Below are 23,922 nucleotides of genomic sequence, written 5' to 3'. Positions count from 1 at the left end.
GTCGTGAGTCTAGAGCAGTTCTCCGAATAGGCGTGCCTGCGGGCAGTCGCGCTCTGCTGTGTATCTGGCTTTGCTGTGTATCTGTTGGAGAGCGGCTCGCGGCGTGCGCTGCCAGGCCGACGAAACAATGCCAGAGGGCAGGGGCGCCGGCGATTGCACTATCATCGACAAAGGATGAAAAAGCTGTGATCTCAAGAAATACTCGACCCACAACATCGAAGAGAGTGACTGTTCGGCGGATCGCAAGCATCGGCTTTCTGATCCTGTTAACGACCACAGCGCTCGCGGAGACAGCGACAGAGAAAGCCTGGAGTATCCTGAACGACGCCAGCAGCAATTCCAGCATGGAGAAGCGGGAACAGGCGATTACCGCTCTGGGATTGATTCGCAAGGATTCGCATGCCGAGGAACTGGCAGTAAAAGCGCTCAGCGATGGCAAGGTAGATGTGCGGAACGCTGCCGCGAACGCACTCGGCGCCATGGACGCTCGAGAGTCGATACCGGATCTAAAGAAGGCCCTTAAAGATCCAGAGATCAGCGTGGTCCTGAGCGCTGCCCATGCATTGCTGATGATGAAAGTGCCGGCCGCTTACGAGGTCTATTATGCCGTGCTCACCGGTCAGCGCAAGAGCGGCCAGGGACTATTGGCGGATCAGAGAAAAATGCTCAGCGATCCGAGAAAGCTGGCGACGTTCGGCTTCGAGACGGGAGTCGGCTTTCTCCCTTTCGGCGGAATCGGGATGACGGCGGTCAAGGCGCTCACCAAAGACGATACGTCGCCGGTACGTGCCGCGGCCGCGAAGATCCTGGCTGACGATCCCGACCCGAAGAGCGGGGAGGCGCTGCTTACGGCCACTGAAGACAAGAGCTGGCTGGTCCGCGCTGCGGCCCTCGATGCGATCGCACGCCGCGGCGATCGGTCCTTTGCCAGCAAGATCGAAGCCCGCATGGACGATGAGAAGCCGGTGGTCCAGTACGTCGCCGCTGCGGCGGTGCTGCGATTGAACGAGGCTCCCGCGCGGCATCTCCGCAAGAAACCTTGATCGCGCATTGCTCAGCCGGTTACGAGATCTTGCTACCTACCTCGCAACTAGGCCTTGCACAATGGCGCTTGCACCCTCTCTTCTTCCAGGTGGAAAGTCAGTGAACCCTGTGGGCGTTTCCGAGACGAATCATGCCATGAATCGCTCAGCTGCTAATTTGACCGCCAGATCACCTTGCCGCCGCGGATCGTATATCTCACCGTGGTGAACGCCTCCGGGCGCCCCGATGCCGGGTCTTCTGACAGGATCGTCAGATCACCGCGCATACCTGGCATTACCTTGCCTTCGCGCTGGGAGAGATGAAAGAGCTCCGCAGGAGCTGTCGTGAGCATGGCCAGCACATCCCGAAAGCCAAGCCCGGCCTGCACCAGCTGACGAAATTCTTCGCTCTGGTCATAATCCTGGAGAAACCCGGTGTCGGTGCCATAAACCAGCCTTCCGCCAAGCTGGTGATACCGGAAAGCGAGTCCGCGAATATTCGCGATATTGTCGTCGCGCGAAAAAAGCTTGAGCGTCGGGATGATCGTCATGTGCTGCGCGATCATGCGCCGCAGCATCGTCTCATCGATTCCACTTGTAACCTCCGGCGTGTGCGCCAGAACGTCTACACCGGCGTCGATTGCCACTTTCGTGCCCTCAAGATTTGAGCTATGCGCGAAGACCAGCTGTTCGTGTTTATGTGCCTCTTCGACTGCTGCACGCGCGATCGACACTTTCATCGGAGTGATGTGATCGGGACTCACAATCGAACCGGTGAAGAGCTTTACGATGTCGTATCCAGCTGCTCGGTTATTATCAACATCTATGATCGCGTCCGCGGCCGTCTCAGGTTGAGCCATCTTTGCCTTGACGTCCGCGGGTAGCACATCCAGGTAATACGGCAGCGCATGCGCGGGAAAGAGCGGGATGCCCGCGGTAATGATGCGCGGCCCCAAGACTTCGCCGCTCTGGACGCGCCGCCGCAGTGCTACCGTATTCTCTCCGTCTGAGCCGGTATCCACCACCGTCGTGAAGCCCGAGCGGTTGAGCATCTCGCTCATCTGGCGGTCCAATTTATCTACGGGTTGATTCGCGGCTTCATTCCACTTCGGCTCCATGAAATGCACATGCGCATTCCAGAAACCGGCAAGCGCAACGCAGCCTTGGCAGGAAATCGTCTCGATGTCCCTGGGCATGCGTGGATGCTTCCCCACCTCCGCGATGACTCCGTGACGAATCACTACTGTCACGTCCCGTCGCGCCGGCGCGTCTGGCGCGGAATAGACAGTGGCGTGCATAATCGCCAGATCCTGTGCTCGACTAGCTGGACCCAAGCCGAACAGGAACAAAGCGAGGACAATAGTCCCGATACGCAAGCTCCTGATCGTTAGCTCATTAGCGTTCCGGTTTATAAGGCGAACAGTTACTAACGCCGGCAGATAAATCGCGAATGGGGCTATCGAACTAGTAAAACTCTGTGATACAAACCTTTCGACAATGGCGCGCACCGCTGATGAGTTGAGTGCGTCTGCGAAGAATGGGATAGCGCCCATTGCCAGAAGAGCATCTCGTTTGCGCTCTGACCTGAGCAGTGCTCCAACAGCATGCCCGGCGCCCGTGAGCAGCGGAATCAACTGTTGACCTATCGCACCACCGGCGCCTGCGACCAGAACCCGCATATTCACCCCTTGCCTTTATCCTTCGTCAAAACACGTCCTCGATCAGGTACGTTGAACCACGCAAAAAAGATTGCCATCCGGATCCTCCAAGAACACAAAATCAGCGCCGGGGTGGTACCTCCACGGATAACGGCGCACTCCCAGTGCCAGCAATCGCTCGACCTCAGCGTCTTGATCCGGCGAATAGAGGTCCAGGTGAATCGAACTGCGGTGGGGCGCGTGGGAGTCGCGAGCCTGGAACGACAAGTTCGGCCCGTGCCTCTTGGGATCGCACAGAACCATCCAGCCGTGCTCCGCGGGACCTCGCGGAACATAATGAAGAGCCTCTTGCCAGAATTCGACCATGCGATTGAACTCATAGCAATGGATCACAATTGAACCAATCTGCAGGCGGCCCTCCAGTGTCGTTGACAAGCTATTATCGATTCGAGTTATGCCAGCTGTCATGAGCATTCCGCATGATTGGACGCGGGTGATCAAAATTGCGCGAGCTGGACAAGGTCGGTGAGTTCCTGTTCAAGGAGCTTCGCAACTTCGAATTCAGTTGTATCCGTCCGATCGGCACAGTCATAGTTAAAGTGCTGCCACCAAGGGGACGGGGCATTACGCGGAGGTATGCACCACCACGCCTGCCGTTTGGCATCTCGCGAATGTAGTCGACGGCGCCGGCAGACGGATGGAGGAAGACCTCCAAATTGAAGGTCTCACCATTCTTTGTAATCCGATAATACGTGTCGTTGACCCGCTCAATGGCGTCAGCGAAGACAGGCGCCCATTTAGGAATGTTGCTGACTTCCGCGAGAATGTCGTACAGTCCGCCAGGCTCTAGATCCGATTCAATAGAGCGCGTGACCGTTTGAGTCTGCATGAATATTTTGGATGAGAGTTCTGCGAAAAGTGTAACGCGCCATCCGTTAAGACAACTGCCCGCACGACGACGTTTTGGCGTGATCACGAAACTCCTCCGACGGATTGCACTCGAAAGTTCGCTCCGTGGTGTTTGGCGAGGAAGCCCGTTTCGTCCGCCATCTTGGCTACTACGTATCCATCTTCAGCATTCCAAACTACTTGAATCTTGATCACTCCGGACTCTATTACGGAACACTGGGCAAGAAGGTCGGCATCTTCAGCGGAGGTGATCCGGGAGATGCCAAGGCGTCATTCTTCTTCGCTTCCGAACCGCTCGACTACGCGCGCCGCGACAGCGCGGCAGCAAAAGGACATCCTGCGCGAACACTTCCGCAAGGAAGGCTGGGAAGTACCTCGACTGCTTAAGCACCTGGACAGCGCGACTGACTTCTATTTTGATTCAGTGAGCCAGGTAAAGATGGACCGCTGGTCCGCTGGTCGCTGCGTTTTGCTCGGAGATGCGGCCTGGTGCGCCTCTCCGCTCTCTGGTATGGGGACCGGGATGGCGGTAGTGGGAGCCTATGTCCTAGCCGGCGAGTTGGCGGAGGCGGATGGGGACTATCATTTGACATTCGAGAGATATGAGAGCGAAATGCGCGACTTCGTAGCGAAGTGCCAGGGGATCGCGGATGGGGGAACCGACTGGATTGTGCCGCGAACTCGTTTCCGTCTCTGGTTAAACACACAAATGTGGAAGATTTTGCCCTACACTCCGTGGAAAAACATGATGATCGAGGTTCCTTTGAAGATCGGGAATTCGATCCATCCCAAGCACTATAGCGTCGGGGCGGGAGTGAAACTGACATAGCCGGCCGCGATCGTCCGGCTGTTCCCATCTGTTGAGATGCGCGGTGGCTTATGGCTGAGAGGCGACTCCCGTAAGGTTTACCCGGTATACATCCCCGGAATTCGTCGTGATGGTCATGACGTCATTGTGCGGGGCGGCAGAGCGCGGATCAAATTCGACTTGCATCGTGCATGTCTGGCCCTCGGTCACTCCGGTGAGGCAGTTGTTGGCGAGCACCTTATAGCTGGGTCCGTTGATGGTTTCGGTTGCAGTTACTGCGCCAGCCGAGGCGACATTCTTGATGGTAAGCGGCAGGGTGGCCGTCGTGCCAAAGGCGATCGTTCCAAATGCCAGACCAGACGCGGGCAAAATAGAAACTGCCGCAGCCGAAGCAATGCCGCTCAGCTCGACCGAGATGGCCGGTCCGGCACTCGGGGTTATGGTCAGGATGTCGTTATGAGGTCCTATCTTTACCGGAGAAAATGCGACCTGCAACGCACAGCTGTTGCCTGGCTTAATCCCGGCCTTACAGCCGTTGGCGGAAAGCAGATAACTCGGTCCATTAATCGACGCGGTTGCGGTCACCGCGCCTGCTGAGGAGTGGTTCGTAAGGTTGAGTGAAAGGCTTGTGCTGGTGCCGAAGGGAGCGGTCCCAAACTGCAGCGCCCTGCTTGACGCGCCCACCGCCTCGCCCAACGGGGGAGCAACGACGATCATGGTCGCGGAGTAAGCGGGATAAGTGTAAGTCAGCGAGTTTGCAACCAGCGACACGTTGCCTTGCGATGTGATCTGGGTTAGGTCGGCGTTGCTGTAGCTGTAGATCGCAGCCGAGCCTGCAGCGCTGAAGTTGCCTAAAGAAAGCGTCGTCGGGGTCGCCGCTGTGGTCTTGTTCAGCACCACCAAAGTGAGGGAGCCGTCGGAGGAGCGAAACGCTCCGTAGATCGGAAGTGCGGCCGGGTCGCTGCTGCCGGCCGAAATGCTGGTGGCGCCAAACTGGCTGCCGAGTCCATCGTAGTTGCGGTAGAGGCGAAAAGCGTACGCGATGGGATCAGTCGGCGCGGGCGGACTCCACATGTTAGCCAGATCCACTTGTTGCCAGCCGAAGATTCCGAGCACGTCGGCCTCGGCCAGCCCATCGGTGATGAGCTTGTTGCCGCTGTCGATCGAATATTCTGAAAACGATAATCCGGTTCCCGGGTAGTATTGGGCGATCCACTGCTGGAAACGTGGAATCAGTTGCATGGGACCATCGAAATCATATTGCTCCACCCACGTGCCTCCGTTGTAGGTCGGGTCCCAGAAGGTGCGTGTTGAGGCGAGCTGTGAGGTAGCATCGGTAAATTGCGGATAGTAGTGTTCATCGAAATAATCAAGAATGCGCTTGCCGTTCGCCCGGTTATAAGTAGCCATTTTCTGCAGGTAATACTGGCCCGCATAGAGGTTGTTCTGCAGGCTGGGCGTTCCAACCCAGCCGCCGAGCGTGAAATCGGAGGGTCCAAGCACCGTCGCAGTAGGATCCACCTGCTTGATCGCCGCAGCGTACTGCTGTCCAAGCGAGATAATGGTCTTGTAGTTTGCGCCATTCGGCTCGATATCGCGATGGGTATTGCCCCAGCCGCTAGGTTCATTATCAAGCTGGTAGAAGGGCACGCCGCCCTGAGCCGCGGCGCCGAACGTAGACACCAGGTGTCGCAGCCAGCCCTGCTGCAGCGCTGTGGAGTTGGGAAGATTGTTGGCCACTATATCGATGTCGGTCAGCTGAGCGCCGGTTGACGAAATACTGTTGCCGCAGTCTTCTCCATTGGGGTGCACATACGGATTGGTCGACTGCTGCGCGCCGTAGATCGAAGTCGGAAAGCTGCAGCTCCAGGCAGAGCTGTTGTTTACATACGGAATGATGGGAATCGTGATCAGCGCGCCAGCATTTGCCGATTTATAGGTATTGATCATAAGATCCGCCGAAGCGCTTGGGACGGGATTACTCACTCCGCTGCCGCCCATGAAGTACCAGTCAAAACCGGAGTTGCTTGAGTCTACCTCCCAGTTGTAGCGAGAGGCGCCGTCCCCGCCCCAGCGAACATTCGGCACCTGGATCTCCTGAGCGAAGCTGGCATCCAGCCCATAGCTGGCGATGCCATAGATGTTCGGATTGATGGCATGCTGATTGGCGGCCGCATTGACGGAGAGAACGGGAGTTGTCTGTGCGTGTCCATTGGCACTGTTCCAGAGGGCTGCAGCAAGTGAAAATACGGCGAAAAGGCTTTGCAGCTTGGTAACCATTTTATCTCCGGAGATAACTTAAGCGTTACCTCAAGAGACTAGGACTCCGTTCTGAACCTGACAAGTTACTTTGGTCTGGACACTGGCTTCAGCCGCGGCGACTGGATAAGCCTGAAATCGCGACCGTGCGCACGGAGGTGGAATAAGCTTCAAAAGCGCGCAGGCGGCCCTAGCAATAGTTCAGAACAGCGGTTCGGAGAATCGATCTTCCTCGAGTTGGGTTGCAACCGGTCTGGGTGGAACCGCCGGGCGACCTTAATCTTCGAGAAACACTGCGCCTGCTGGAACCATCTTGTCGGCATCATTCGAGATATGCGTAGAGTTGCGCCGCAGTAGCAGGCTGATGGCGACGGCTGCAAAGGCGACGCATGCAAGGTACACGATGAAGCGAGGTTGATAGAAGCCCGCGCGATCATACCAGTGTCCGATCGCCATGGGGCCGGTCGCTCCGCCAATGGCATACGCTGTCCACGTCAATCCGTATAGAACGGAGAAGTGCTTCCGGCCGAAATAATGCGCGAGCAAATATGGCGCGACATCGGCTTCGCTGCCCAGACCTACCCCCAACACCGCCGCTCCAATCAGCACCACCGGGGATGTATGTGCGAAAGCAAGCACCAGCGCGCCAACTGCCGACAGCAGTAGAACGAATGTTTGAATGCGCTGCGGCGAGAAGCGGTCAATAAGAAATCCGACGCAAAGCCTGCCTCCAATGCCGGCGCCGCCTCGGACCGAGAGGGCAAGCGCAGCGGTCCGCGCGCTCACGCCGTGTTCGGTGACGATTGCTGCCAGGTTCGTAACCAGCCCGTTCTCGCTGAACGCAGAGAGCATGATGATAGAGGCCAAAATCCAAAAGGGTCCACTCCGTAAGGCGGCGGCAACCGTGGCGCCGGAGACTGCCGGGCGATCGTCCGCCACCACCGCATCAGGCCGGTTGCGAACCAGCAGCGCCGTTAGCGGAAGACCCAGCAAAGCGATACAGCCCAGCATCAGGTAGGCGGCGCGCCATCCATGATGTTCAATCGTCCATTGAGTAAGTGGAGGGATAAGAATCGAACCAACCCCGCTGCCGGTGAGCACCAGCGCAAGAGCGAGACCTCGGTGCTTGTAAAACCACGAGAGAACGGTACGCGCATACGCAAACTGTGCGGTGCCGTTGGCGACAAGCCCCAGCACAAAAAATGAGAGATAGAACTGCCTTAGGTTTGGTCCAAGCCTGCTTAGGGATGCGAGCGCCAACGCGAAGATGAGAATCGAAGGCAGGATGATGCGGCGCGGCGGAAGGCGATCGAGCAGAAGCCCTATAAGTGGAGAAACCAAAGCGACGGTAATTGCTGCGAGCGCGAAGCTGCCCCCGATGGCTTCGCGCCTCCAGCCAAACGCCGCATGCAGCGGATTCAGGAAGAGGCTGAAGGTATAAGGAACGATGGGAGCAAAGCTCACCATCACGCCTGCAAAAGCGGCAGCAACCACTCCCCACCCGGCATAGTGAAGGGAGTTCTCGCTCTCTGCTCGCTGAGTGGTTCTTTCGCTCATCGCCATGGTGTGCCTTTCAATAGTGTTGACCATCGTTTTAAGCACAGGCGCAACCAGAGTAACGCCTCTTGATGCTTCGATATCTAGTGGATTGCGATTCCAGGTCGAGGAGTTTGTCTCTCCTCAACCTGGCGCAATCGCTAGAAATAGAATTTGCCTGCAAGCTGAATGGCGCGCCCCGGCTGAGGATCACCGCTGGTACTCACAGGCTGATCGACGGAGTTGATTGATCCGAACGCGGGAGAGCCTGCGCCGAAGTTGCCATTTGGATTTGCGAAATTCGCATGATTGAAGGCGTTGTAGGCTTCTAGTCGCAGTTGGATATACTGCCGGCTGTCAGCCCCTCCCACCGGCAGGTTCTTGTAAATCTCTATGTTGGAGTAGTTGAATCCGGGCCCGTGGAAGAAGTTCCGCTTCACATTTCCAAAGGTGCCAATAGGCTCCTGGGAGAACGTCGCGGGATTGAACCAATAATTACCGGCGTGCCTGGGGTTCAGCGTCTTGATGTGGAATGTCGACGTGTTAGGGACATCTGGACAATTCACAAAGCTGAACTGGTCGCAATAAAGCGAGTTGTAAACTCCCGCGTCATAGATGGTGACCGGGAATCCCGCCTGCAGCGCAGTAACTCCAGAGAGATGCCAACCTGCCAATGCCCATCGTGCGCCGGGATTGCTAGTCATGGCATGCGGCACTGGTATCTCGTAGTTGTATAGCCCCACGAATCGATGACGCGCATCGTAAGCAGAATCGCCATAACTCAAATGCTCGAAGCCGGGAACATAGTTACTGCCGTAGCCGTTTGCTACTGAATCCTCCAAACCGGAGGCATTATCCAGTGCGTGACTATAGGTATACGCAAGAGCGAAGTACAGTCCACGAGTGGGAGTCTTCGCCAGGGAGACCTGCAGCGAGTTGTAACTGGAAGCGCCGTTGGTGTACATGCCGCCAATGGATAGGTAGTAAGGCAGGCCATTGGGAAACAGTCCCGGGATCTGGGAACCGGGAACCACTGCCGGCTGTGTCTTATTGCCGGGGAAATAGAGAGACTGCGCGTTGGCCAGTTGCACGCAGGAGAATGTGTTGTTGCCCAGCACAATTGGCGCGCCCGTTCCTGTTCCGCTCAGACATGCATCGTGGCCTGCCTGCGTCGTCCGGTTCCCATCCCCTGCGCGCATCAGCTTCCTGCCGAGGGAACCAACATAGCCCACGGTGAGCACCATGTTGCTGGGCAGAGCGCGCTGTACATTCAGGTTGAAGTTATAAGTGTACGGAACGTCGAACTCGGAAGTGAGATTGTCCATCTCCAGTGGATAGAGAGAGGAGAAGCTCACATTCGGACCCGGCTTCGGCACTGTATAGGGAAACGGATTTGTTGGGTAAGACGCTCCTGGGGTGCCAGCGATATCCTGGAATGGATTTGCAAAACTTGGGCTGCCTCCCATGCCTGCTGCGCCCAAGCTGTTCAGGGAAAATGGGGCATCGTTCGAGTTCTCCTGCGTACCTTCACTTTGCGGACGGTTCCAATACACGCCAAAGCCGCCCCGGACGACAAGCGAGTGTTGGCCCGAGGCGCCGGTGAGCGCACCGATCTCTCCATTGGGAGACCAGGCAAACCCGGCGCGCGGCGAAAAATGATTCCAGTGAGTTGTCGGTCCGCCGTTTCGATTGCATCCCGGGTCGCCTGGGTACAGCAGCCCTGGAGGCGCGTTGGGGAAGACCTTGGATTGCGCATTGTTGGGCAGCCAGCAGGTTACGCCCACTCCCCCATATTGGAGGTTCTCGAACGGAGTCTCTGCGTCATATCCAATTCCGTAAGCCAATGTGAGAGTATCGGAGACCCTCCAGTGGTCCTGCGCATATGCATAATATTGCGAGGCCCTGACATCCACAAAGAAACCCGATCCCTGGTTATAGGTCGCTGGAACGCCAAGCAGAAAGTCGGCGGCCGGGTCGCCAGTGCTATAGGTGCCGGAGCCAACAAAATTGAAATATCCGCTATTGTCGGAATAGTACGGGTTGCTAAACACGAAGCGTTCGACGCTAGCTCCGAATTTCAAGTTATGACTTCCGGCCACCTTGCTGAAGTTGTCGAAGTATGTGTAGTTTTCATCCTTGCGGGGTTGCGGCCCATTGGTACTGAAACCCAGGGCGAAATATCCATTGACATTCATGAAGGGCAGTGTGGCGGCAGCTGCGTCCTGCGGAACAATATTGAATCCGAACGAGGACGGAGCGGCGAGCGTAGATGCTGCCGGTTCCAGCTCAGCGAAGTTGTACCGGAAATATCCAGCGCGCAGTTCATTCAATGTGTTGCTATTGAAGATATGCGTCCACGAAGCGTTGAAAAGTTTGATGTGGGATGAGTTGTCAGCCGCAAAGCCAGGCAGATTGGCTCCCGTACCTGTCGATTCAGTCGAGGGCAGTGGCAATGTATTCGTGCTCGGGTTTGAATCGAAGATCGTTGAGGCCCAGAGTGTGTCTTTTGCTGTGAGTTGATCGTCGATGCGAATGATGCCTTGATCGTCGCCGGCGGTGTTCGGGGCATTGAAGTTGTAGTAGTTGATGCCGCCGCTGGTGAAGTTGGCCGGGGGAACATACTTGTTGAGCAGACTTGTGGCAATCGGATTAAACTCCGACGCGGGAATCTGGCCATTTGGGAAGCACTGCTTCCATGTTGTTCCGGCGGGACAAAAGCCTGTCGGCCCCTGTAGTCCGCCGGGAAACGGAATCGGGTTGTTCGAGAATCCCCCGTCGGTAGAGAAGTTTCCGCTTCTCTGATCGCTGCTGAATACCTGAGTGAGCTGGGTTTGCGCGGTGCGATTCCTGAGACCCTGGTAAGCGACGAAGAAGAATGCGCGATTGCGAAGGATAGGTCCCCCCAGCGTGCCTCCAAAGACGTTCTGGTGAAACACTGGCCGAGTTGCCGAGAAGTAGTTGCCATTATTGAGGAATGTGTCGCGATAGAACTCGAATCCGTTCCCGTGAAACTGGTTGGTGCCGCTCTTCAGAGCTTCGTCGACAATGGCTCCGGAGTTGCGGCTGAACTGAGGATCGAGCGTGCTCGAGATGATATTTACCTCGGCCAGCGCATCCGGATTCACCGTGATGCCGGGCTGGTTCAGCAGAATGTCGTTGATGTCGGTGCCATCCAGCAGATACGAATTCTCCTGCGTCTGGCTTCCGTTCGTAGAGAAAGTGCCCTCACGATCGTTTGCTTCTACAACGCCCGGCGCGGTTTTTTGCAACTGGACGGCATCGCGGCCGAGGGTCGGCAACTCTTCGAGTTCGGCGGCGCCGATCACGTGCTTGAGCTGCACATCGGCTGTCTCTACCTGGATTGTGGCTGAATTCACCTGGACCGTCTGTGATGATGCCCCGATCTCAAGCTTGGCTTCTACTTCCCGCGCGGAACTTAAATCCAGCATGATTCCCGTCGAAACGAACTTCCGAAAGCCGTCTTTGCCAACGGTAACCGTGTATGGACCACCAATGTGAAGATCAGGAAAAATGAAATAGCCTTTGCTGTCGGTTTCCTGGATGGCCGAAATACTTGTGCTGGTGTTCACAACTGTGACGGTCGCATCTGGAAGCACCGCGCCAGTGGAATCGGTAACGATGCCGTGAATAGAAGCGGTGGTAGCTTGCGCGTGCAATTGTACTGTCACAGGGATGGGTCCCGCTACTAGCAACAGGCATATGGTAAAGAACGGAATGCGCAACTTCATGTTGCCTCCAAAAATGTCGTTCAGTGCGCTCTCGCGCGTCGTTGGCGCTCGAGCTGGCAGAAGTGCAACAGATGCCGCGGAAAGTCCTTGAGCCTTGCTGGTACCCCACGGAGTAAGACACGATCATCCGCTGATGTGACCATCGGTTGCTGTTGACATGGTCGTTCTGAAAGAGACGCCCGATCATCTTATGTAAGTGGTTATAGATTCCTGAAGCAGACGGAGGTCATTCTCGCGGAATGTCAGATACATACACATCACCCATAGGTTGGGGATCTATCTCCCACCTGCGACTTATCGGTGGAATGAGAACAGTAGTAACTCCGCGCTTTCCGCCCGCATGACTGGCTATCCCACTCAGGCTGAAAAGAGTCTTGAATGGGGGGTGCCGGCTGAAGAGTGCGGCAGCAGTACACGATGCGGCTCTGTGGGAACCGCTCTCCACCTTTGGATGGAGGCGCACGGCCCTTGAATCCGCGTAGCATGGGCTACCGAAAGCCAATCGAGATTGAGCAAAGCGGAGGAGAGCCCAATGCCCCACATCACATTTCCAGAAGGACTTCCAGGAATTACCGGACCGCTCGCCTTCCGGCCCGACACAGCAGAGCCCCTGCGCAGGCTGGCCGAAGTCCTCCTCCGCGGACCCAACACGCTCTCGAGAGCAGACCGCGAAATCATCGCCACCTACACGTCAAGCCAGAACGATTGTCATTTCTGCCAGACAAGTCACGGCGCCGCTGCCGCCCATCATTTAGGCGGCCCGGTGGAACTTGCGACGAATTTCGCGCTGATCTCCGCAATCAAACGGGACTTTGAGGCCGCTCCTATTTCGCCGAAACTGAAAGCGCTTTTGAACATCGCCGGCCACGTCCAGCAAGGGGGCAAGCGGGTCACTGCTGAAGACATTGCACGTGCGCGCGAGCAAGGTGCAACTGACACTGAAATTCACGACACGGTCCTGATCGCCGCGGCCTTCTGCATGTACAACCGCTACGTTGACGGTCTTGCCACCTGGGCACCGCAGGAAGAGGAAGCCTACATTCCTATGGGAGCGAGCATGGCGCATGAGGGCTATGTCACGACACGAGTACAGAATTCTGATCCGCAATGAAAGCGGTTGATTGACGGCTAACTCTGGTAGATCGTCCTCGAGATCTTGATTTGCGCAGAAGCTTTTTCACTAGAAAAGTCATTGCATCGAAGTTACGACGTTCGATTCAACTGCCTGACTTCCCGAAAGGGAACGTCTTCAGAAAGTGTCACGTCCCAAGGCGACTATTGGCGCTGAAACATTGACCCGATTCTTGGCGCCATGTTAATGTCAGGCCATGGCATTTCCCACGCTTCGTTGTTGTCGCTGCGACCATCCCTCCATTGGGTGAGCCGCGATATTCTCTTCAGACTCTCTGAAGCGCCTTCTCTAAAGCTCATCTGAACTTCCCCGTTATCTGCCCGCAGGATCCGTCGACAAACCGCCCTCCCCTGTGTGCCTTGTTCGCGAGGGTCCAGCCGTGGAGCGACACATGCATCTCGCTGCTCTAACGAAGCGCGCCATCTTGACCGTCTCGTTTTGCGAGCTTTTTGCCAGCCTGTCGCCGCCAAGCAGCCCACCAGAGGCGACGGCGATATCAGCCGCAACCGACGGCTACGGGAGAGAAGGAAAATGAACCACACCGGTCCGGGCCGGCTGAATCACAGGGACTAAAGAAGCCGTAGATGCGGCTTCCCCAGGAGATATTTCATGGCAACCGATGAACAACTTACGCACGAGGCCGTCATCCCAATGCCTGCTGGGAGCGACCTATCCAGTCTGGACTCGAGAACTCCCGAGGAACTCGCCAACATCGTCTCGCATTTCGCTTCTTCCGATGCATGGATAGATCGGGCGCGGCTGCGCGCCGACCGGCGCTGGTATGAACGGCTATATCATGGCCCGGATCATGACATCTGGGTGATCAGCTGGCTGCCGGGGCAATCCACCGGCTTCCACGACCATGGCGCATCCTCGGGAGCCTTCGTCGTAGCGACCGGAATCCTCGAGGAGCATCGGCCCGGCGAGCCGACCCGCACGATACATCCGGGCAATTCCGCGTGCCTTCGGTCCCGACTACACGCATGATGTCCGTAATGTCTCCATCGCACCGGCGATCAGCATTCATGCATATTCTCCTCCGCTTGCCGAGATGAATGAGTACGAGCTGGAGGAAAGTCGACTGGTTCCGCGCGAACGCTCATCGGAGAAGGCTGAAACGCCCGATCAGCAGCAGCGCCCGCAGAGCCGGACGTCCTTAGACCCCACTCGCGCCTTGAGCATCGAGCAGGTGCTTTCGGCAGCACGTGCCCGGCTGCAACGGCTATCTCCGGACGAGGCCTATGAGGCGGTGGCCAATACAGATGCGATCCTCGTCGATATTCGTCCTGAAAGCCAGCGCGCGATTGAGGGCACGATTGCCGGTGCGTTGGTGGTCGAACGTAACGTGCTCGAGTGGCGCTTCGATCCGGCCTCGAGCGCCCGCCTGCCGGTCGCGACAGATTACGAGCTCCAGGTGATTGTGTTCTGTTCCGAGGGCTATACCTCAAGCCTTGCGGCAGCATCTCTGCAGGATCTTGGACTCTTCCGCGCGACGGACATGGTTGGTGGCTTTCAAGCATGGCGCGCCGCGGGCCTGCCGGGTGTTCCCCCAAGGAAGCCTTCCTAGAATGGCGAACGAAATCAGGGAAGCGGAGTGCTCACTCTTTTCAGCAGCTGCTTACGGTGGGCGCGCAGGTTGCGTCCGGACCTGCTTCGCGGATATGGAACGTCTTCTCCCTTGAGCCCTGCCCACAGGATCCGGTTGAAGCGCGTCGTATCAGCGCGGTCGCTTCGCGAAAAATCCAGGCCTTGCAACCGTTGTACCCAGGAAGCGGCGTCGTGCGGCGGACGCTCAAACGCCCGTATCCGCGCGGTCTCGGCTAGAGTGTTGGCCGGGGTTGCGGGCGGCAGCGGAAGCAGCGTACTGCGCAGCACGGCCGGTACTATCGGCCGATAGGCCCAGGGCTTGGAATCGTGAGTGAAAACATCGGTCATCGGCGACTGCAATCCATCGTTAAGTCCCATGGGCTCCAAATGCAGGATGTCTTCGATGGTGCGCAGCATGTTGATGGTGGTGTAGCGCGTCGAGACGACTTCACCTCGCTTGACGTAGGGGCCAATGGCGTAGGCAATGGTCCGGCCGCAGCAAAGACGTGGCGGGTTGACTCTACAATCTCAGACGTGACCGTCGCGACTTACATTTCTATCAAGGTGAGGGCCTTCGCGCTTATCGTATGGACGAACAGGTCCAAGAGCGATGCAAGAAGGAAAGAAGATCGTTCAGGATGGCGCCATGACTCCCGTCCCTGGATGAATTCAAGCGCTCCGTGAAAACAGGTATGGCGAATCGTGGTTGTCGGGTGTCGCTCGTTGCACAATCCTCCGCCAGTCATCCACGCGCCCAATTACTCGGGGCGCCTCGAAGTCTAAACAGACCGTCACCTCCCGATGATGAAAGGACTTTTCATCCTTCAGGCGCTTATGGCCGAATAGAACCGATTCTCCACCCAACCGGAAGACGATCCTACTCACCATGTAGACAGCTGATTTGGAATGGGCGTGAGTCCCCTCTTCCAGCAGAAGCAGGTCTCCAGTCTTGATGTAAAAGCGAGCAGACTCTTCGGCGTGGAGTTGGACCATCTTAGACCTGTATTCCGCCTTCAAGACTCTCAACTCTTGCTTAAGGTCGTCGATTCTACTCATGGAAGATTATCCTCCCCAGTCCCGTTCGGATTAAGCCAACCCACTCAACATAGGGTTAATTGATCTGGTGCACAAGAGGCCGAAAGACACCATCTGCAGAAGCCACAACTCTCCTCACTTGCCTCGCTGCTTCCTTCTGCGTTTGCCTCACACAGGACTTAAGTTCGACATGTCCTGCTCTTGAACCAAGACTGGGACATCCCTGCATTAGTGCAGCAACGCTTCGAATGCATTATGGGCTGGTTGCTTATAGTCCGAAGCTATGTCTTACCGGCGTGATGGAAGAGCGGTGGGCGCTCTATGGTGTGTTGTGGCGCTCTATGTCTCCGCCAGCCGCCAGCTTGGTTTGTCAAGGCGAAGATTTGTTAAGCCAAGATAGGACGATCTTTAGCGAGCCAGCTCAATGCGAGGCAGGCAGGCCGAGCCGCTCGAGTACAAGGTGCGGCGTAGAGGCGTTGGTCGCGACGTTGCCGGCGCTGACCAGTAGCTCAAAAGGCTGGAGCGTTCCGTCGGCCAGTTTCGACCGCCGAAGTGTCGGCATCATCGACGATGGATCGAGCAGGAAGTCCGCCGCGGCTTGTGTGCCCGCCGTATTCAGACCGGCGACGATCAACACGTGGCCGGTGCCGGCCAAGTTCGGGCGGTAGGCAATGATGCCGAAGGTGCGGTCTTCCTGTCCGCTGGTGGTATAGAGCTCGCTCTCGCCGGGACGCGGAGATGGATTGACGAAGCCCGACGGCTGGTCGGAGTTCGGGTCATAGTGAAAAGAAAACTGGAGTTGCGGACCGAAGAGCTGAATCCAGGGATTGGATTCGTCCGAGCCGATCAGTATGGCATTGCCGGTGCGCAAATCGTCCATGCGGAGATCGCGAGCGTACCGGAGCAGCATACGTCCCGGCACGACCTCGTGTAGTTGCGCCAGATGAGCGGCCAGATCGAGATCGACCACGCTGGTATAGCGCCGGTTCCCCAGCTTGAGGATCTCGGCGGCGTTGGGTAGATCGTCGGCCTTGAGCTTGGTGCGATAGGTTCCACTGACGTAGTTGCTCAGAGGAACCGGCCGATCGATGAGCCGCTGCATGATGACCAGCCCGGCATCGGAGGGAACGATGAACGTGTCACGATTGCCGCTGAAGAGCTCCGCCCATAGGGTGTGCGATGTAGCTTCTGCACGGGAGACAAAGATCCGGGACTGTTTCAGCTGCATCGCCCCGACTCCGAGCAGAATGCCGAGGAGAAGCACAACAAGCGTGCCCGGCGTGAACGCGCGACGAGGAATGATTGGAACTGAGGGCATGATCCCCGCTGCTCTCGCGGAGCGGGGCTCATCGCCTTCCTCACCCTTCCGGGGCTCAAGGCCCTCAGGGTCGCCGTCGCGAGAGGGCTCTTCGGCGATCGCTGGTGGCGAAACGTGATCGGTAAAGGTAGGGGCGTATCCACCGCGGGGAATCTCCAGCCGGAGCGTCTCCTCACTGCCTTCGCTGGCATAGTAATTGTCGATACGTTGGCGCAGCTTGCGCGCGTAACTTCGAACGATATTGTCGTCGTTCGAGTTGTAGTCCTCGGCCCGGCCGAAGACGGCGACGCCGATCTGCTGCTCGGTGATCTCGCCGCGGCGGCCCTGGATGCTGCGTTCGACGATATAGAGAAGGAAGTCCGATAGCAGCTGCGAACGGCCCAATGATCGGCTGGCGGCGATGCGCAGGGCGAGCTGCCAGCGCTGGTCGTCCGCGGAGAGATGCGGGCCTTGATCGGCAGCATTCGGTGATCGAGGATCGGCCGCATCAGCTGAGCGAGGGCGGAAACCCGCAGCGGCCTTAGACGTTGGCTCGAGGGTCTGCATGATGCCTTTTGAGTTCTTTCTTCGTTAAATCGAATTCTAGGCCGGCTGGATGAACGGTGGATAAATGCCCGTGTATTCCGGCGATCGTACACCCGGGTTCGACGCAACCATACACATGCGGAATCGCTTTAATTCACAAGCAGATACAGCGAAGGGGAGTGGTCCGAGGCGATGAACACATGGAAAACCCCTATCGCGAATGGAGAAGCTCGCAAATACTCGGGCTGTCGGGACATCTGGCGCAGCTTGCCTGCGGATACGCATCCCGAGTAGGCGCAATGAGGAGAGAGATGAAGAAAAGAATCTTCGACAGACCAGAGCGCACCGCTGGCTCTCGGAAGGCCCCTTGGATCGCGATGCTGGTGGGCAGCGTGTTCTTGCTCTTCTTCCTGGCATCGACGCGAGGCCTCTTGGCGCAGGGCATAACGGGTTCGATTAATGGAGTCGTAACAGATGCAAGCGGCGCCGCAGTCGCAGACGCGACGGTGACGGTGCGACAGCTCACTACCAACGAGGTCCGATCGGTCACCACATCGCAATTCGGGTCATATGCCGTAACCCAGCTGGCGCCGGGCAGCTACAGTGTCCGCGTGGACAAGGGCGGCTTCAAGGTCTTTGAACAGAGCGGCATCACGCTCGTCATTGACCAGGTGGCGCAAATCGACGCCCATCTCGAACTCGGTTCGGAGCAACAGACAGTGAACGTCACCAGTGCGTCACCCGTGATCCAGACCGAGACCTCCTCGGTCGGTCTCGTGATCGACAGCGCCACGATCCAGAACACGCCGCTGAACGGACACGTCAGCATCCTGGGTCTCATCAATCTGACTCCCGGCGTACAGGATGTGGCAGCGCAGGACCAGGTGCCGGTGCGCGGGGTAACACTCGCCTTCGGGACCAACCAGCGGAACTCCTACGGCGATGTGGGCAATACCTTCGATGGCGTCACGAACATGGAGATCGAGTTGCAGCGCGCGCAGGGCGAGGTGCCGTCGCTCGACGCCATCGACGAGTTCAAGGTGCTCGACCAGGGCGCTCCGGCGGAGTTCAATCAGCCCAATCAGATCATCGTCGTCAGTGCGAGCGGGGGCAACAAGCTGCATGGGGAAGGCTTTGAATTCAATCGCAGCCGCGGTACAGCAGCGAAGGCATGGTTTAACGGGCCACACGCCTTAGCCCCGTCGCGCGCCCCCTATCAGCGCAACGAATACGGCGGAAACCTCAACGGGCCGATTTATATTCCGCATCTTTATGACGGCCGGAACCGAAGCTTCTTCTTTGTCAGCTTCGAGGGCTTCCACCTTACCCAGTCCGCCTCTGTCAGCAGCATCCAGCCGACCGCGGCCGAGCGGATGGGGGACTTCAGCTGCTTCCTGCCTGGCGGCAGCTGTACGCCAAATGTGGTCATCATGAACCCGCTCACCCACCAGCCCTTCCCTGGCAATGTCATTAACGTGCCCCTGAACCCGGTCGATCTCCAGTTACAGCAGCTGCTCATACCTCCGTCGACCACGCAGACGACTGGAGTCAACACCCAAGAGCTGATTCCGCATACGACCGAGGTCACGCGTTGGAACTTTCGCTTTGATCATAAGATCAGTGACAAGGACCAGCTGCGCGGCACATGGCTGCGCGCCTTCTATGGACCCTTCTCCGATGTAGGGACTTCCAGCCTGGCCGGCGGGGTGGCGCAGGATGGCGAACATAACGACATCTTTGTAGCAGGCTGGACCCACACTTTCTCACCGACGCTGCTGCTCGACAGCTATGTCTCCTACATGCATATGCCCCTTTTCCGTATCGGGCAGAACTACAAGACCGACTTCTCGTCGATCATTCCCGGGCTGGGCCCGATTCTGCTCCCGGCAGCACCGACGATCAGCATCACCAACATCACCGGCATCACCGAAGGCAGCTCGAAGAACCTCGAGCAGACGTATCAGGGCAACACGTCGCTCACCAAGGTCTTCCCGAAGCACACCATCAAGACGGGATTTTCGTTTCTCTACAACACTTCGTGGCAGGACTCGTCCGGGCACGGATCGTTCTCTTTCAACGGCAATTACACGCGAAACGCCTATGCCGACTTCCTGCTGGGATACCCGAACTCGACCGGTACCTCGAACCCGCAGGATTTTGTCGTTCGCTGGAACTCCGCCCAGTACGGCGTGTATGTCCAGGACGACTGGAAGATCCTGCACAACCTGACTCTCAACTTGGGTATCCGCTACGACCTGCAGCACTTCTACGATAACCCGTATGGAACCGAGTCGCTGTTTGTGCCCAGCGTCGGCAAGGTCGTGGTCTTCGCAAACTCCTACCCTGCGATCACCAATCCGCTGTATACCCCGTACTCGGTCCTGGCGCCAGCGGTGGGCCTGCCCTCCAAAATGTACTCCTACCTTGGCCAGGCCAACACCAACATTGCTCCACGCTTAGGCTTCGCCTATGAGATTCGACCGAAGACGGTGTTGCGTGGCGCGGTGGGCCAGTACTACAACCTGCTGCCCTCGTCCTACCTGGGTACTGGGTTCAGCAGCCTGCCCTTCATCACTAGCGTTAATTACACCAACACCCCCACAACACCCGCGATTACCATGAACGCGCCGTTCGCCGGAAGCGCCACGATACCCGCTGATCCGTCGGTTGTTGCGCAGCACAAAACGATCGCGCCTTACGCTGAGCAATACAACCTTGCTTTGGAGCAGCAACTGCCCGGCTCGATCGCCCTGCGCATCGGCTACGTGGGCCAGCGCACCATTCACCAGAACAACCATGGCGGACCCGGCAATACCGAGCCGGACATCAACTATGCTCCGCCAGGACCCACCACCGAGCAGTCGCGCCGGCCGTTCGCTGCGTTCTCGGCCATCACCGAGGACTTCGATCCGATCTATCACACGACCGGCAACTCCCTGCAAGTGGGCTTGCACAAGGCCTTCAGCAACGGCTTCCTGATCAACGCCGAGTATCAGTGGATTCGAGTGCTGGGGGTGGAAAACCATCAGAACCCGACGACAATCGGCGACTCCTACGGCAACATCTCGAACATCACGCCGCAAACGCTCGAGGTGAGCTACCAGTACAGGCTTCCGTTCGGCAAGGGCGGGATGCTGTTCGGTAACGCGGGCCGATTCACCGACCGGATTATCGGCGGATGGCAGCTGGGCGGCGTTACCTCGTTCCAGACCGGCCAGCCGTTCTCAGTGACCTACACTGCTCCGGGAAGCCAGGTCTACGGAGCCAGCGGACGCGCCAACCGTGTATCCGGAGTTCCGTTGTATCCGGCCCATAAGAACAACGCACAATGGTTCAACACGGCGGCGTTCGCCGCTCCCCCCGCTTATGCCTTCGGCAACTCCGCTTATGACATGCTGTGGGGGCCGCACTACCAGAACTGGGATATGAACCTTGAGAAGAACACTACAATTGGCGAACACTACAACCTGCAATTGCGCGGCGAGGTCTTCAACATCGCCAACCATCCGAACTTCAGTGTCCCCGGCGCCTCTCTGACAACTCCTTCCTCCTTCGGCGTCATCTCGTCGACGGTCAACGAAAACCGCACCATCGAGTTCGCCGCGAAGTTTCGCTTCTAATCGAACGGCCCTCTAATTACGCAGTCCGTCAGGGCGTGTTCACGGGCCCTGGCAGACGGACAGCCACGCCTTTCCAATCAGAAAACGGTCCATTCTCTATGCTCAAAAGCACACGCCTTACCATCCTCCTGCTGTCTGCAAGCCTTTCCCTGACGGGTTTGGGCCAGACGCTCTCTGCTCCCGGCGGCCGCACTATCGGTGAAGCGACGCGACAGACTCCCCAGTACATTCCGGGCGGCTTTAACCTGCCGAACGGATGGCGCATCACCCCGGCGGGAAAGCCTATCGCCACCATCGAAGACATGGTGCTGAACGCCGTTGTCTCTCCCGATGGGAAGATCATCGTGGCGACGCACTCCGGCTACCTGCCGCACGGCATCGATGTGATCGACGTCAAGACGCGAAAGTTAGTGCAGCAGATCCCGCTCAAGACCACCTGGCTGGGACTCGCCTGGTCCGCCGACGGTCACACGTTGTATGTCTCCGGCGGCAATGCGACCGGCGCAAAGAACATCGCCCGCACCATGGCTCCGATCTATGAGTTCACCTATCAAGATGGACGTTTGAGCGAGACGCCCACCGGTGGCCTGGTGGAAACCATCGATCCGAAAGACGTATGGTGGGCCGGCGTGGCCTACCTGCCAGGGAAGGGTCGGCTCTATGCAGCCAATCGTGGAACCGGACTGGGCCCCAGCAACGTGGTTGTCTTCGATACCAAGACGCGGAAGATCGTCACGAGGATCCCGGTCGAGATCAATCCATATGCCGCGGTGCTGAGCAAGGACGGCCGCAGGTTGTTCGTCTCGAACTGGTCGAGCGAGAGCGTGAGCGTCATCGATACGGAGTCCAACCGGGTGATTCGCACACTGCATGTGGGCATGAATCCGAATGACATGAAGCTATCCGCAGACGGGCGGCTGTTTGTCGTCTGCTCGAACGACAACACCATCCACGTCATCGATACGAACAAACTGGAGGTGGTCGAGAGGCTCTCGACCACGCTGACTCCGCTTGCTCCCGAGGGCTCGACTCCGGACGCGATCGAAATCGACAATCAGCGCAAATTGCTCTACGTCGCCAATGCTGACAACAACTCTATTGCTGTGATCCGGATTGCGGTCCGCGGTCATAGCGCCGTCATCGGATTCATTCCGACTGGTTGGTACCCTTCGGCGCTGACGCTCGCTGAGAACAACAACACGCTCTTCATCGGCAACAGCAAAGGTGAAGAGGGTCACCCTGACCTCAAAGGCGTGGGCAGTCCATTGGCTTCCAAGTGGTACGGCGACGAGACGGTCAAGACGCTGCAGAAGAGCAGCATCGAGGTGCTGCCGGTGGCCAACCTGCGGGAGAGCCTGCCGAAATGGACTCATGAGGTCATCGAGAACACTCCTTACAATGACTCCCTCTTGTCTGAGGCCAGGCCTGCGAGCCAGCCGACAATCCTTCCGCGTGAGGTGGGGGTGGAGACGCCGATCCAGCACGTGATCTACATCATTAAGGAGAACCGCACCTACGATCAGGTCTTCGGCGACATCAAGGGCGCGAAGGGCGATTCCCGGCTGACCATCTTCGGCGAAGAGGTCACGCCTAACCAGCACGCGCTTGCCCGGCAGTTTGTAACCCTGGACAACCTCTATTGCGATGGCGAGGTCAGCGTCGATGGGCATTCCTGGTCAGACTCTGCGTATGCCACAGACTTCAACGAGCGCTACTGGCCGCCTACTTATGCGGGCCGCAGCGATGCCCTGCCGGCACGAGCCTATATTCCCTCGGCAGGGCATCTGTGGGACCTGGCCGCGCGGAAAGGACTCACTTACCGCTCTTATGGCGAGTATGCCGCGCGGGCCAGCACCGGTACGGCCATGGATGCCGCGCCCGGAGTGGCTGGGCTGGTGGGACATGTCGCACCGGACTATCTCGGATCGCGCCAACGAGATACCGAGAATGTAGCCGTCTTCCTGAAAGACTTTAAGGCATATGAAAAGAACTATGACAGCCCGGAGCCGAACCAACGCCTCCCGAACTTCGTCATCATGAGCATGCCCGAAGACCACACCCGTGGTACCGCTCCGGGCGCATTTACCCCGCAGGCGATGGTGGCGAACAACGATTACGCGATTGGCCAGCTGGTCGATGCGGTGAGTCACAGCCGCTACTGGCCGAGCACGGCAATCTTCATCATTGAGGACGACGGGCAGGACGGCCCCGACCATGTCGATGCGCGGCGCACGGTCGGACTGGTGTTGAGTCCCTACGTCAAGCGCGGCATCGTCGACAGCACACTCTATTCGACCAGTTCGATGGTGCGATCCATCGAGTTGCTGCTCGGCCTGCCGCCGATGAGCCAGTACGACGCAGCGGCGATGCCGATGTATGCCTCGTTCGGAACCGAGGCACGGGCGACGCCATTCGACGCGATCTCGCCGAAGATCGATGTGAACGCGAAGAACAAGAAGGGAGACTACGGATCGGAGGAGAGTCGCAAAATGGACTTCTCTGATGTGGACCGCGCCCCGATGCATGCGCTCAACGAGATCATCTGGAAGAGCATCAAGGGCGTCGATTCGCCCCTGCCGCCGCCGGTACACCGCTTCCGTCCGCTCATCGATGCAGGCGACATGATTGCGAGCGATAAGGACTAGCGCAACATCTTCCGTCCCGCTCGTCACGAAAAGCCATTCGTTCCCTCGTAATGCTGAAAGGCCTCAGGAGCTGCGGCCTAACGACCTGAGGCAGCAGCATGGTGGGCTGCCTCAGTCTA

General features: G+C 57.8%; 16 protein-coding genes. 7 read left to right on the top strand and 9 right to left on the bottom strand.

Annotated features, from left to right (window positions below; translation table 11 throughout):
- Positions 1 to 224: 224 nt before the first annotated feature.
- Positions 225 to 1,043 (top strand): HEAT repeat domain-containing protein, encoded by an 819-nt coding sequence (locus ACPOL_RS09595; protein ID WP_114206867.1) that lies wholly within the window; start codon positions 225 to 227, stop codon positions 1,041 to 1,043.
- 152 nt (positions 1,044 to 1,195) lie between these two features.
- Here ACPOL_RS09595 and ACPOL_RS09590 read toward each other — a convergent pair whose 3' ends face one another.
- The 3 genes from ACPOL_RS09590 to ACPOL_RS09580 are packed head-to-tail and all read right to left on the bottom strand — an operon-like array spanning position 1,196 to position 3,569.
- Positions 1,196 to 2,701 carry an amidohydrolase family protein gene (locus tag ACPOL_RS09590; protein ID WP_114206866.1) on the bottom strand — a complete coding sequence of 502 codons (1,506 nt, stop codon included), beginning with the start codon at positions 2,699 to 2,701 and terminating at the stop codon, positions 1,196 to 1,198.
- Between the two features lie 42 nt (positions 2,702 to 2,743).
- A complete protein-coding gene (locus ACPOL_RS09585; protein ID WP_201759152.1) occupies positions 2,744 to 3,115 on the bottom strand; it encodes a VOC family protein in 372 nt (123 codons plus the stop codon).
- Between the two features lie 4 nt (positions 3,116 to 3,119).
- The gene (locus ACPOL_RS09580) at positions 3,120 to 3,569 is read right to left on the bottom strand and encodes a hypothetical protein (RefSeq protein ID WP_150132946.1); all 450 of its coding nucleotides are present in this window, start codon (positions 3,567 to 3,569) and stop codon (positions 3,120 to 3,122) included.
- Between the two features lie 279 nt (positions 3,570 to 3,848).
- Between ACPOL_RS09580 and ACPOL_RS09575 the strand changes: the two genes are divergently transcribed.
- Complete coding sequence (locus ACPOL_RS09575; RefSeq protein WP_114206864.1) at positions 3,849 to 4,418, top strand: FAD-dependent monooxygenase; 570 nt, start codon at positions 3,849 to 3,851, stop codon at positions 4,416 to 4,418.
- A gap of 48 nt (positions 4,419 to 4,466) precedes the next feature.
- On the opposite strand, the gene ACPOL_RS09570 is transcribed toward ACPOL_RS09575, so the two are convergent.
- From ACPOL_RS09570 to ACPOL_RS09560, 3 genes are all read right to left on the bottom strand, one after another.
- A complete protein-coding gene (locus ACPOL_RS09570; protein WP_114206863.1) occupies positions 4,467 to 6,677 on the bottom strand; it encodes a glycoside hydrolase family 44 protein in 2,211 nt (736 codons plus the stop codon).
- A 255-nt stretch (positions 6,678 to 6,932) separates the two neighbouring features.
- Positions 6,933 to 8,213: an MFS transporter gene (locus ACPOL_RS09565; RefSeq protein WP_114210730.1), complete on the bottom strand. Its 1,281-nt coding sequence runs from the start codon at positions 8,211 to 8,213 to the stop codon at positions 6,933 to 6,935.
- Between the two features lie 140 nt (positions 8,214 to 8,353).
- Positions 8,354 to 11,941 carry a carboxypeptidase-like regulatory domain-containing protein gene (locus ACPOL_RS09560; protein WP_114206862.1) on the bottom strand — a complete coding sequence of 1,196 codons (3,588 nt, stop codon included), beginning with the start codon at positions 11,939 to 11,941 and terminating at the stop codon, positions 8,354 to 8,356.
- A 532-nt stretch (positions 11,942 to 12,473) separates the two neighbouring features.
- Here ACPOL_RS09560 and ACPOL_RS09555 point away from each other — a divergent pair.
- From ACPOL_RS09555 to ACPOL_RS34640, 3 genes are all read left to right on the top strand, one after another.
- Positions 12,474 to 13,052: a carboxymuconolactone decarboxylase family protein gene (locus ACPOL_RS09555; protein WP_114206861.1), complete on the top strand. Its 579-nt coding sequence runs from the start codon at positions 12,474 to 12,476 to the stop codon at positions 13,050 to 13,052.
- Positions 13,053 to 13,682: 630 nt separating this feature from the next.
- The gene (locus ACPOL_RS34645) at positions 13,683 to 14,060 is read left to right on the top strand and encodes a cupin domain-containing protein (protein WP_114206860.1); all 378 of its coding nucleotides are present in this window, start codon (positions 13,683 to 13,685) and stop codon (positions 14,058 to 14,060) included.
- A 64-nt stretch (positions 14,061 to 14,124) separates the two neighbouring features.
- Positions 14,125 to 14,640 carry a rhodanese-like domain-containing protein gene (locus ACPOL_RS34640; protein ID WP_114206859.1) on the top strand — a complete coding sequence of 172 codons (516 nt, stop codon included), beginning with the start codon at positions 14,125 to 14,127 and terminating at the stop codon, positions 14,638 to 14,640.
- A 14-nt stretch (positions 14,641 to 14,654) separates the two neighbouring features.
- Here the strand turns inward: ACPOL_RS34640 and ACPOL_RS09540 are convergent, their stop codons facing one another.
- From ACPOL_RS09540 to ACPOL_RS09530, 3 genes are all read right to left on the bottom strand, one after another.
- Positions 14,655 to 15,038: a hypothetical protein gene (locus ACPOL_RS09540; protein WP_150132945.1), complete on the bottom strand. Its 384-nt coding sequence runs from the start codon at positions 15,036 to 15,038 to the stop codon at positions 14,655 to 14,657.
- 291 nt (positions 15,039 to 15,329) lie between these two features.
- Positions 15,330 to 15,716, bottom strand: a complete 387-nt coding sequence (locus tag ACPOL_RS09535) for a hypothetical protein (RefSeq protein WP_114206857.1) — start codon at positions 15,714 to 15,716, stop codon at positions 15,330 to 15,332.
- 400 nt (positions 15,717 to 16,116) lie between these two features.
- Positions 16,117 to 17,559, bottom strand: coding sequence for a hypothetical protein (locus ACPOL_RS09530; RefSeq protein ID WP_114206856.1), 1,443 nt, complete (start codon positions 17,557 to 17,559; stop codon positions 16,117 to 16,119).
- 290 nt (positions 17,560 to 17,849) lie between these two features.
- Between ACPOL_RS09530 and ACPOL_RS09525 the strand changes: the two genes are divergently transcribed.
- Both ACPOL_RS09525 and ACPOL_RS09520 read left to right on the top strand, forming a co-directional pair.
- A complete protein-coding gene (locus ACPOL_RS09525; RefSeq protein ID WP_114206855.1) occupies positions 17,850 to 21,158 on the top strand; it encodes a TonB-dependent receptor in 3,309 nt (1,102 codons plus the stop codon).
- Between the two features lie 98 nt (positions 21,159 to 21,256).
- Positions 21,257 to 23,803 (top strand): beta-propeller fold lactonase family protein, encoded by a 2,547-nt coding sequence (locus ACPOL_RS09520; RefSeq protein ID WP_114206854.1) that lies wholly within the window; start codon positions 21,257 to 21,259, stop codon positions 23,801 to 23,803.
- The last annotated feature ends 119 nt before the right edge of the window (positions 23,804 to 23,922 follow it).

The organism is Acidisarcina polymorpha (assembly GCF_003330725.1).
Classification (GTDB): Bacteria; Acidobacteriota; Terriglobia; order Terriglobales; family Acidobacteriaceae; genus Acidisarcina; species Acidisarcina polymorpha.
This window is presented reverse-complemented; position numbering and strand designations above follow the sequence as displayed.

Bases quoted from the DNA above. Each gene is read 5' to 3' on its own strand.
- ACPOL_RS09590 (WP_114206866.1), bottom strand. From the start codon at position 2,701: ATGCGGGTTCTGGTCGCAGGCGCCGGTGGTGCGATAGGTCAACAGTTG.
- ACPOL_RS09580 (WP_150132946.1), bottom strand. From the start codon at position 3,569: ATGCAGACTCAAACGGTCACGCGCTCTATTGAATCGGATCTAGAGCCT.
- ACPOL_RS09575 (WP_114206864.1), top strand. From the start codon at position 3,849: ATGCCAAGGCGTCATTCTTCTTCGCTTCCGAACCGCTCGACTACGCGC.
- ACPOL_RS09570 (WP_114206863.1), bottom strand. From the start codon at position 6,677: ATGGTTACCAAGCTGCAAAGCCTTTTCGCCGTATTTTCACTTGCTGCA.
- ACPOL_RS09565 (WP_114210730.1), bottom strand. From the start codon at position 8,213: ATGAGCGAAAGAACCACTCAGCGAGCAGAGAGCGAGAACTCCCTTCAC.
- ACPOL_RS09560 (WP_114206862.1), bottom strand. From the start codon at position 11,941: ATGAAGTTGCGCATTCCGTTCTTTACCATATGCCTGTTGCTAGTAGCG.
- ACPOL_RS09555 (WP_114206861.1), top strand. From the start codon at position 12,474: ATGCCCCACATCACATTTCCAGAAGGACTTCCAGGAATTACCGGACCG.
- ACPOL_RS34645 (WP_114206860.1), top strand. From the start codon at position 13,683: ATGGCAACCGATGAACAACTTACGCACGAGGCCGTCATCCCAATGCCT.
- ACPOL_RS34640 (WP_114206859.1), top strand. From the start codon at position 14,125: ATGAATGAGTACGAGCTGGAGGAAAGTCGACTGGTTCCGCGCGAACGC.
- ACPOL_RS09540 (WP_150132945.1), bottom strand. From the start codon at position 15,038: ATGGGACTTAACGATGGATTGCAGTCGCCGATGACCGATGTTTTCACT.
- ACPOL_RS09535 (WP_114206857.1), bottom strand. From the start codon at position 15,716: ATGAGTAGAATCGACGACCTTAAGCAAGAGTTGAGAGTCTTGAAGGCG.
- ACPOL_RS09530 (WP_114206856.1), bottom strand. From the start codon at position 17,559: ATGCAGACCCTCGAGCCAACGTCTAAGGCCGCTGCGGGTTTCCGCCCT.
- ACPOL_RS09525 (WP_114206855.1), top strand. From the start codon at position 17,850: ATGAAGAAAAGAATCTTCGACAGACCAGAGCGCACCGCTGGCTCTCGG.
- ACPOL_RS09520 (WP_114206854.1), top strand. From the start codon at position 21,257: ATGCTCAAAAGCACACGCCTTACCATCCTCCTGCTGTCTGCAAGCCTT.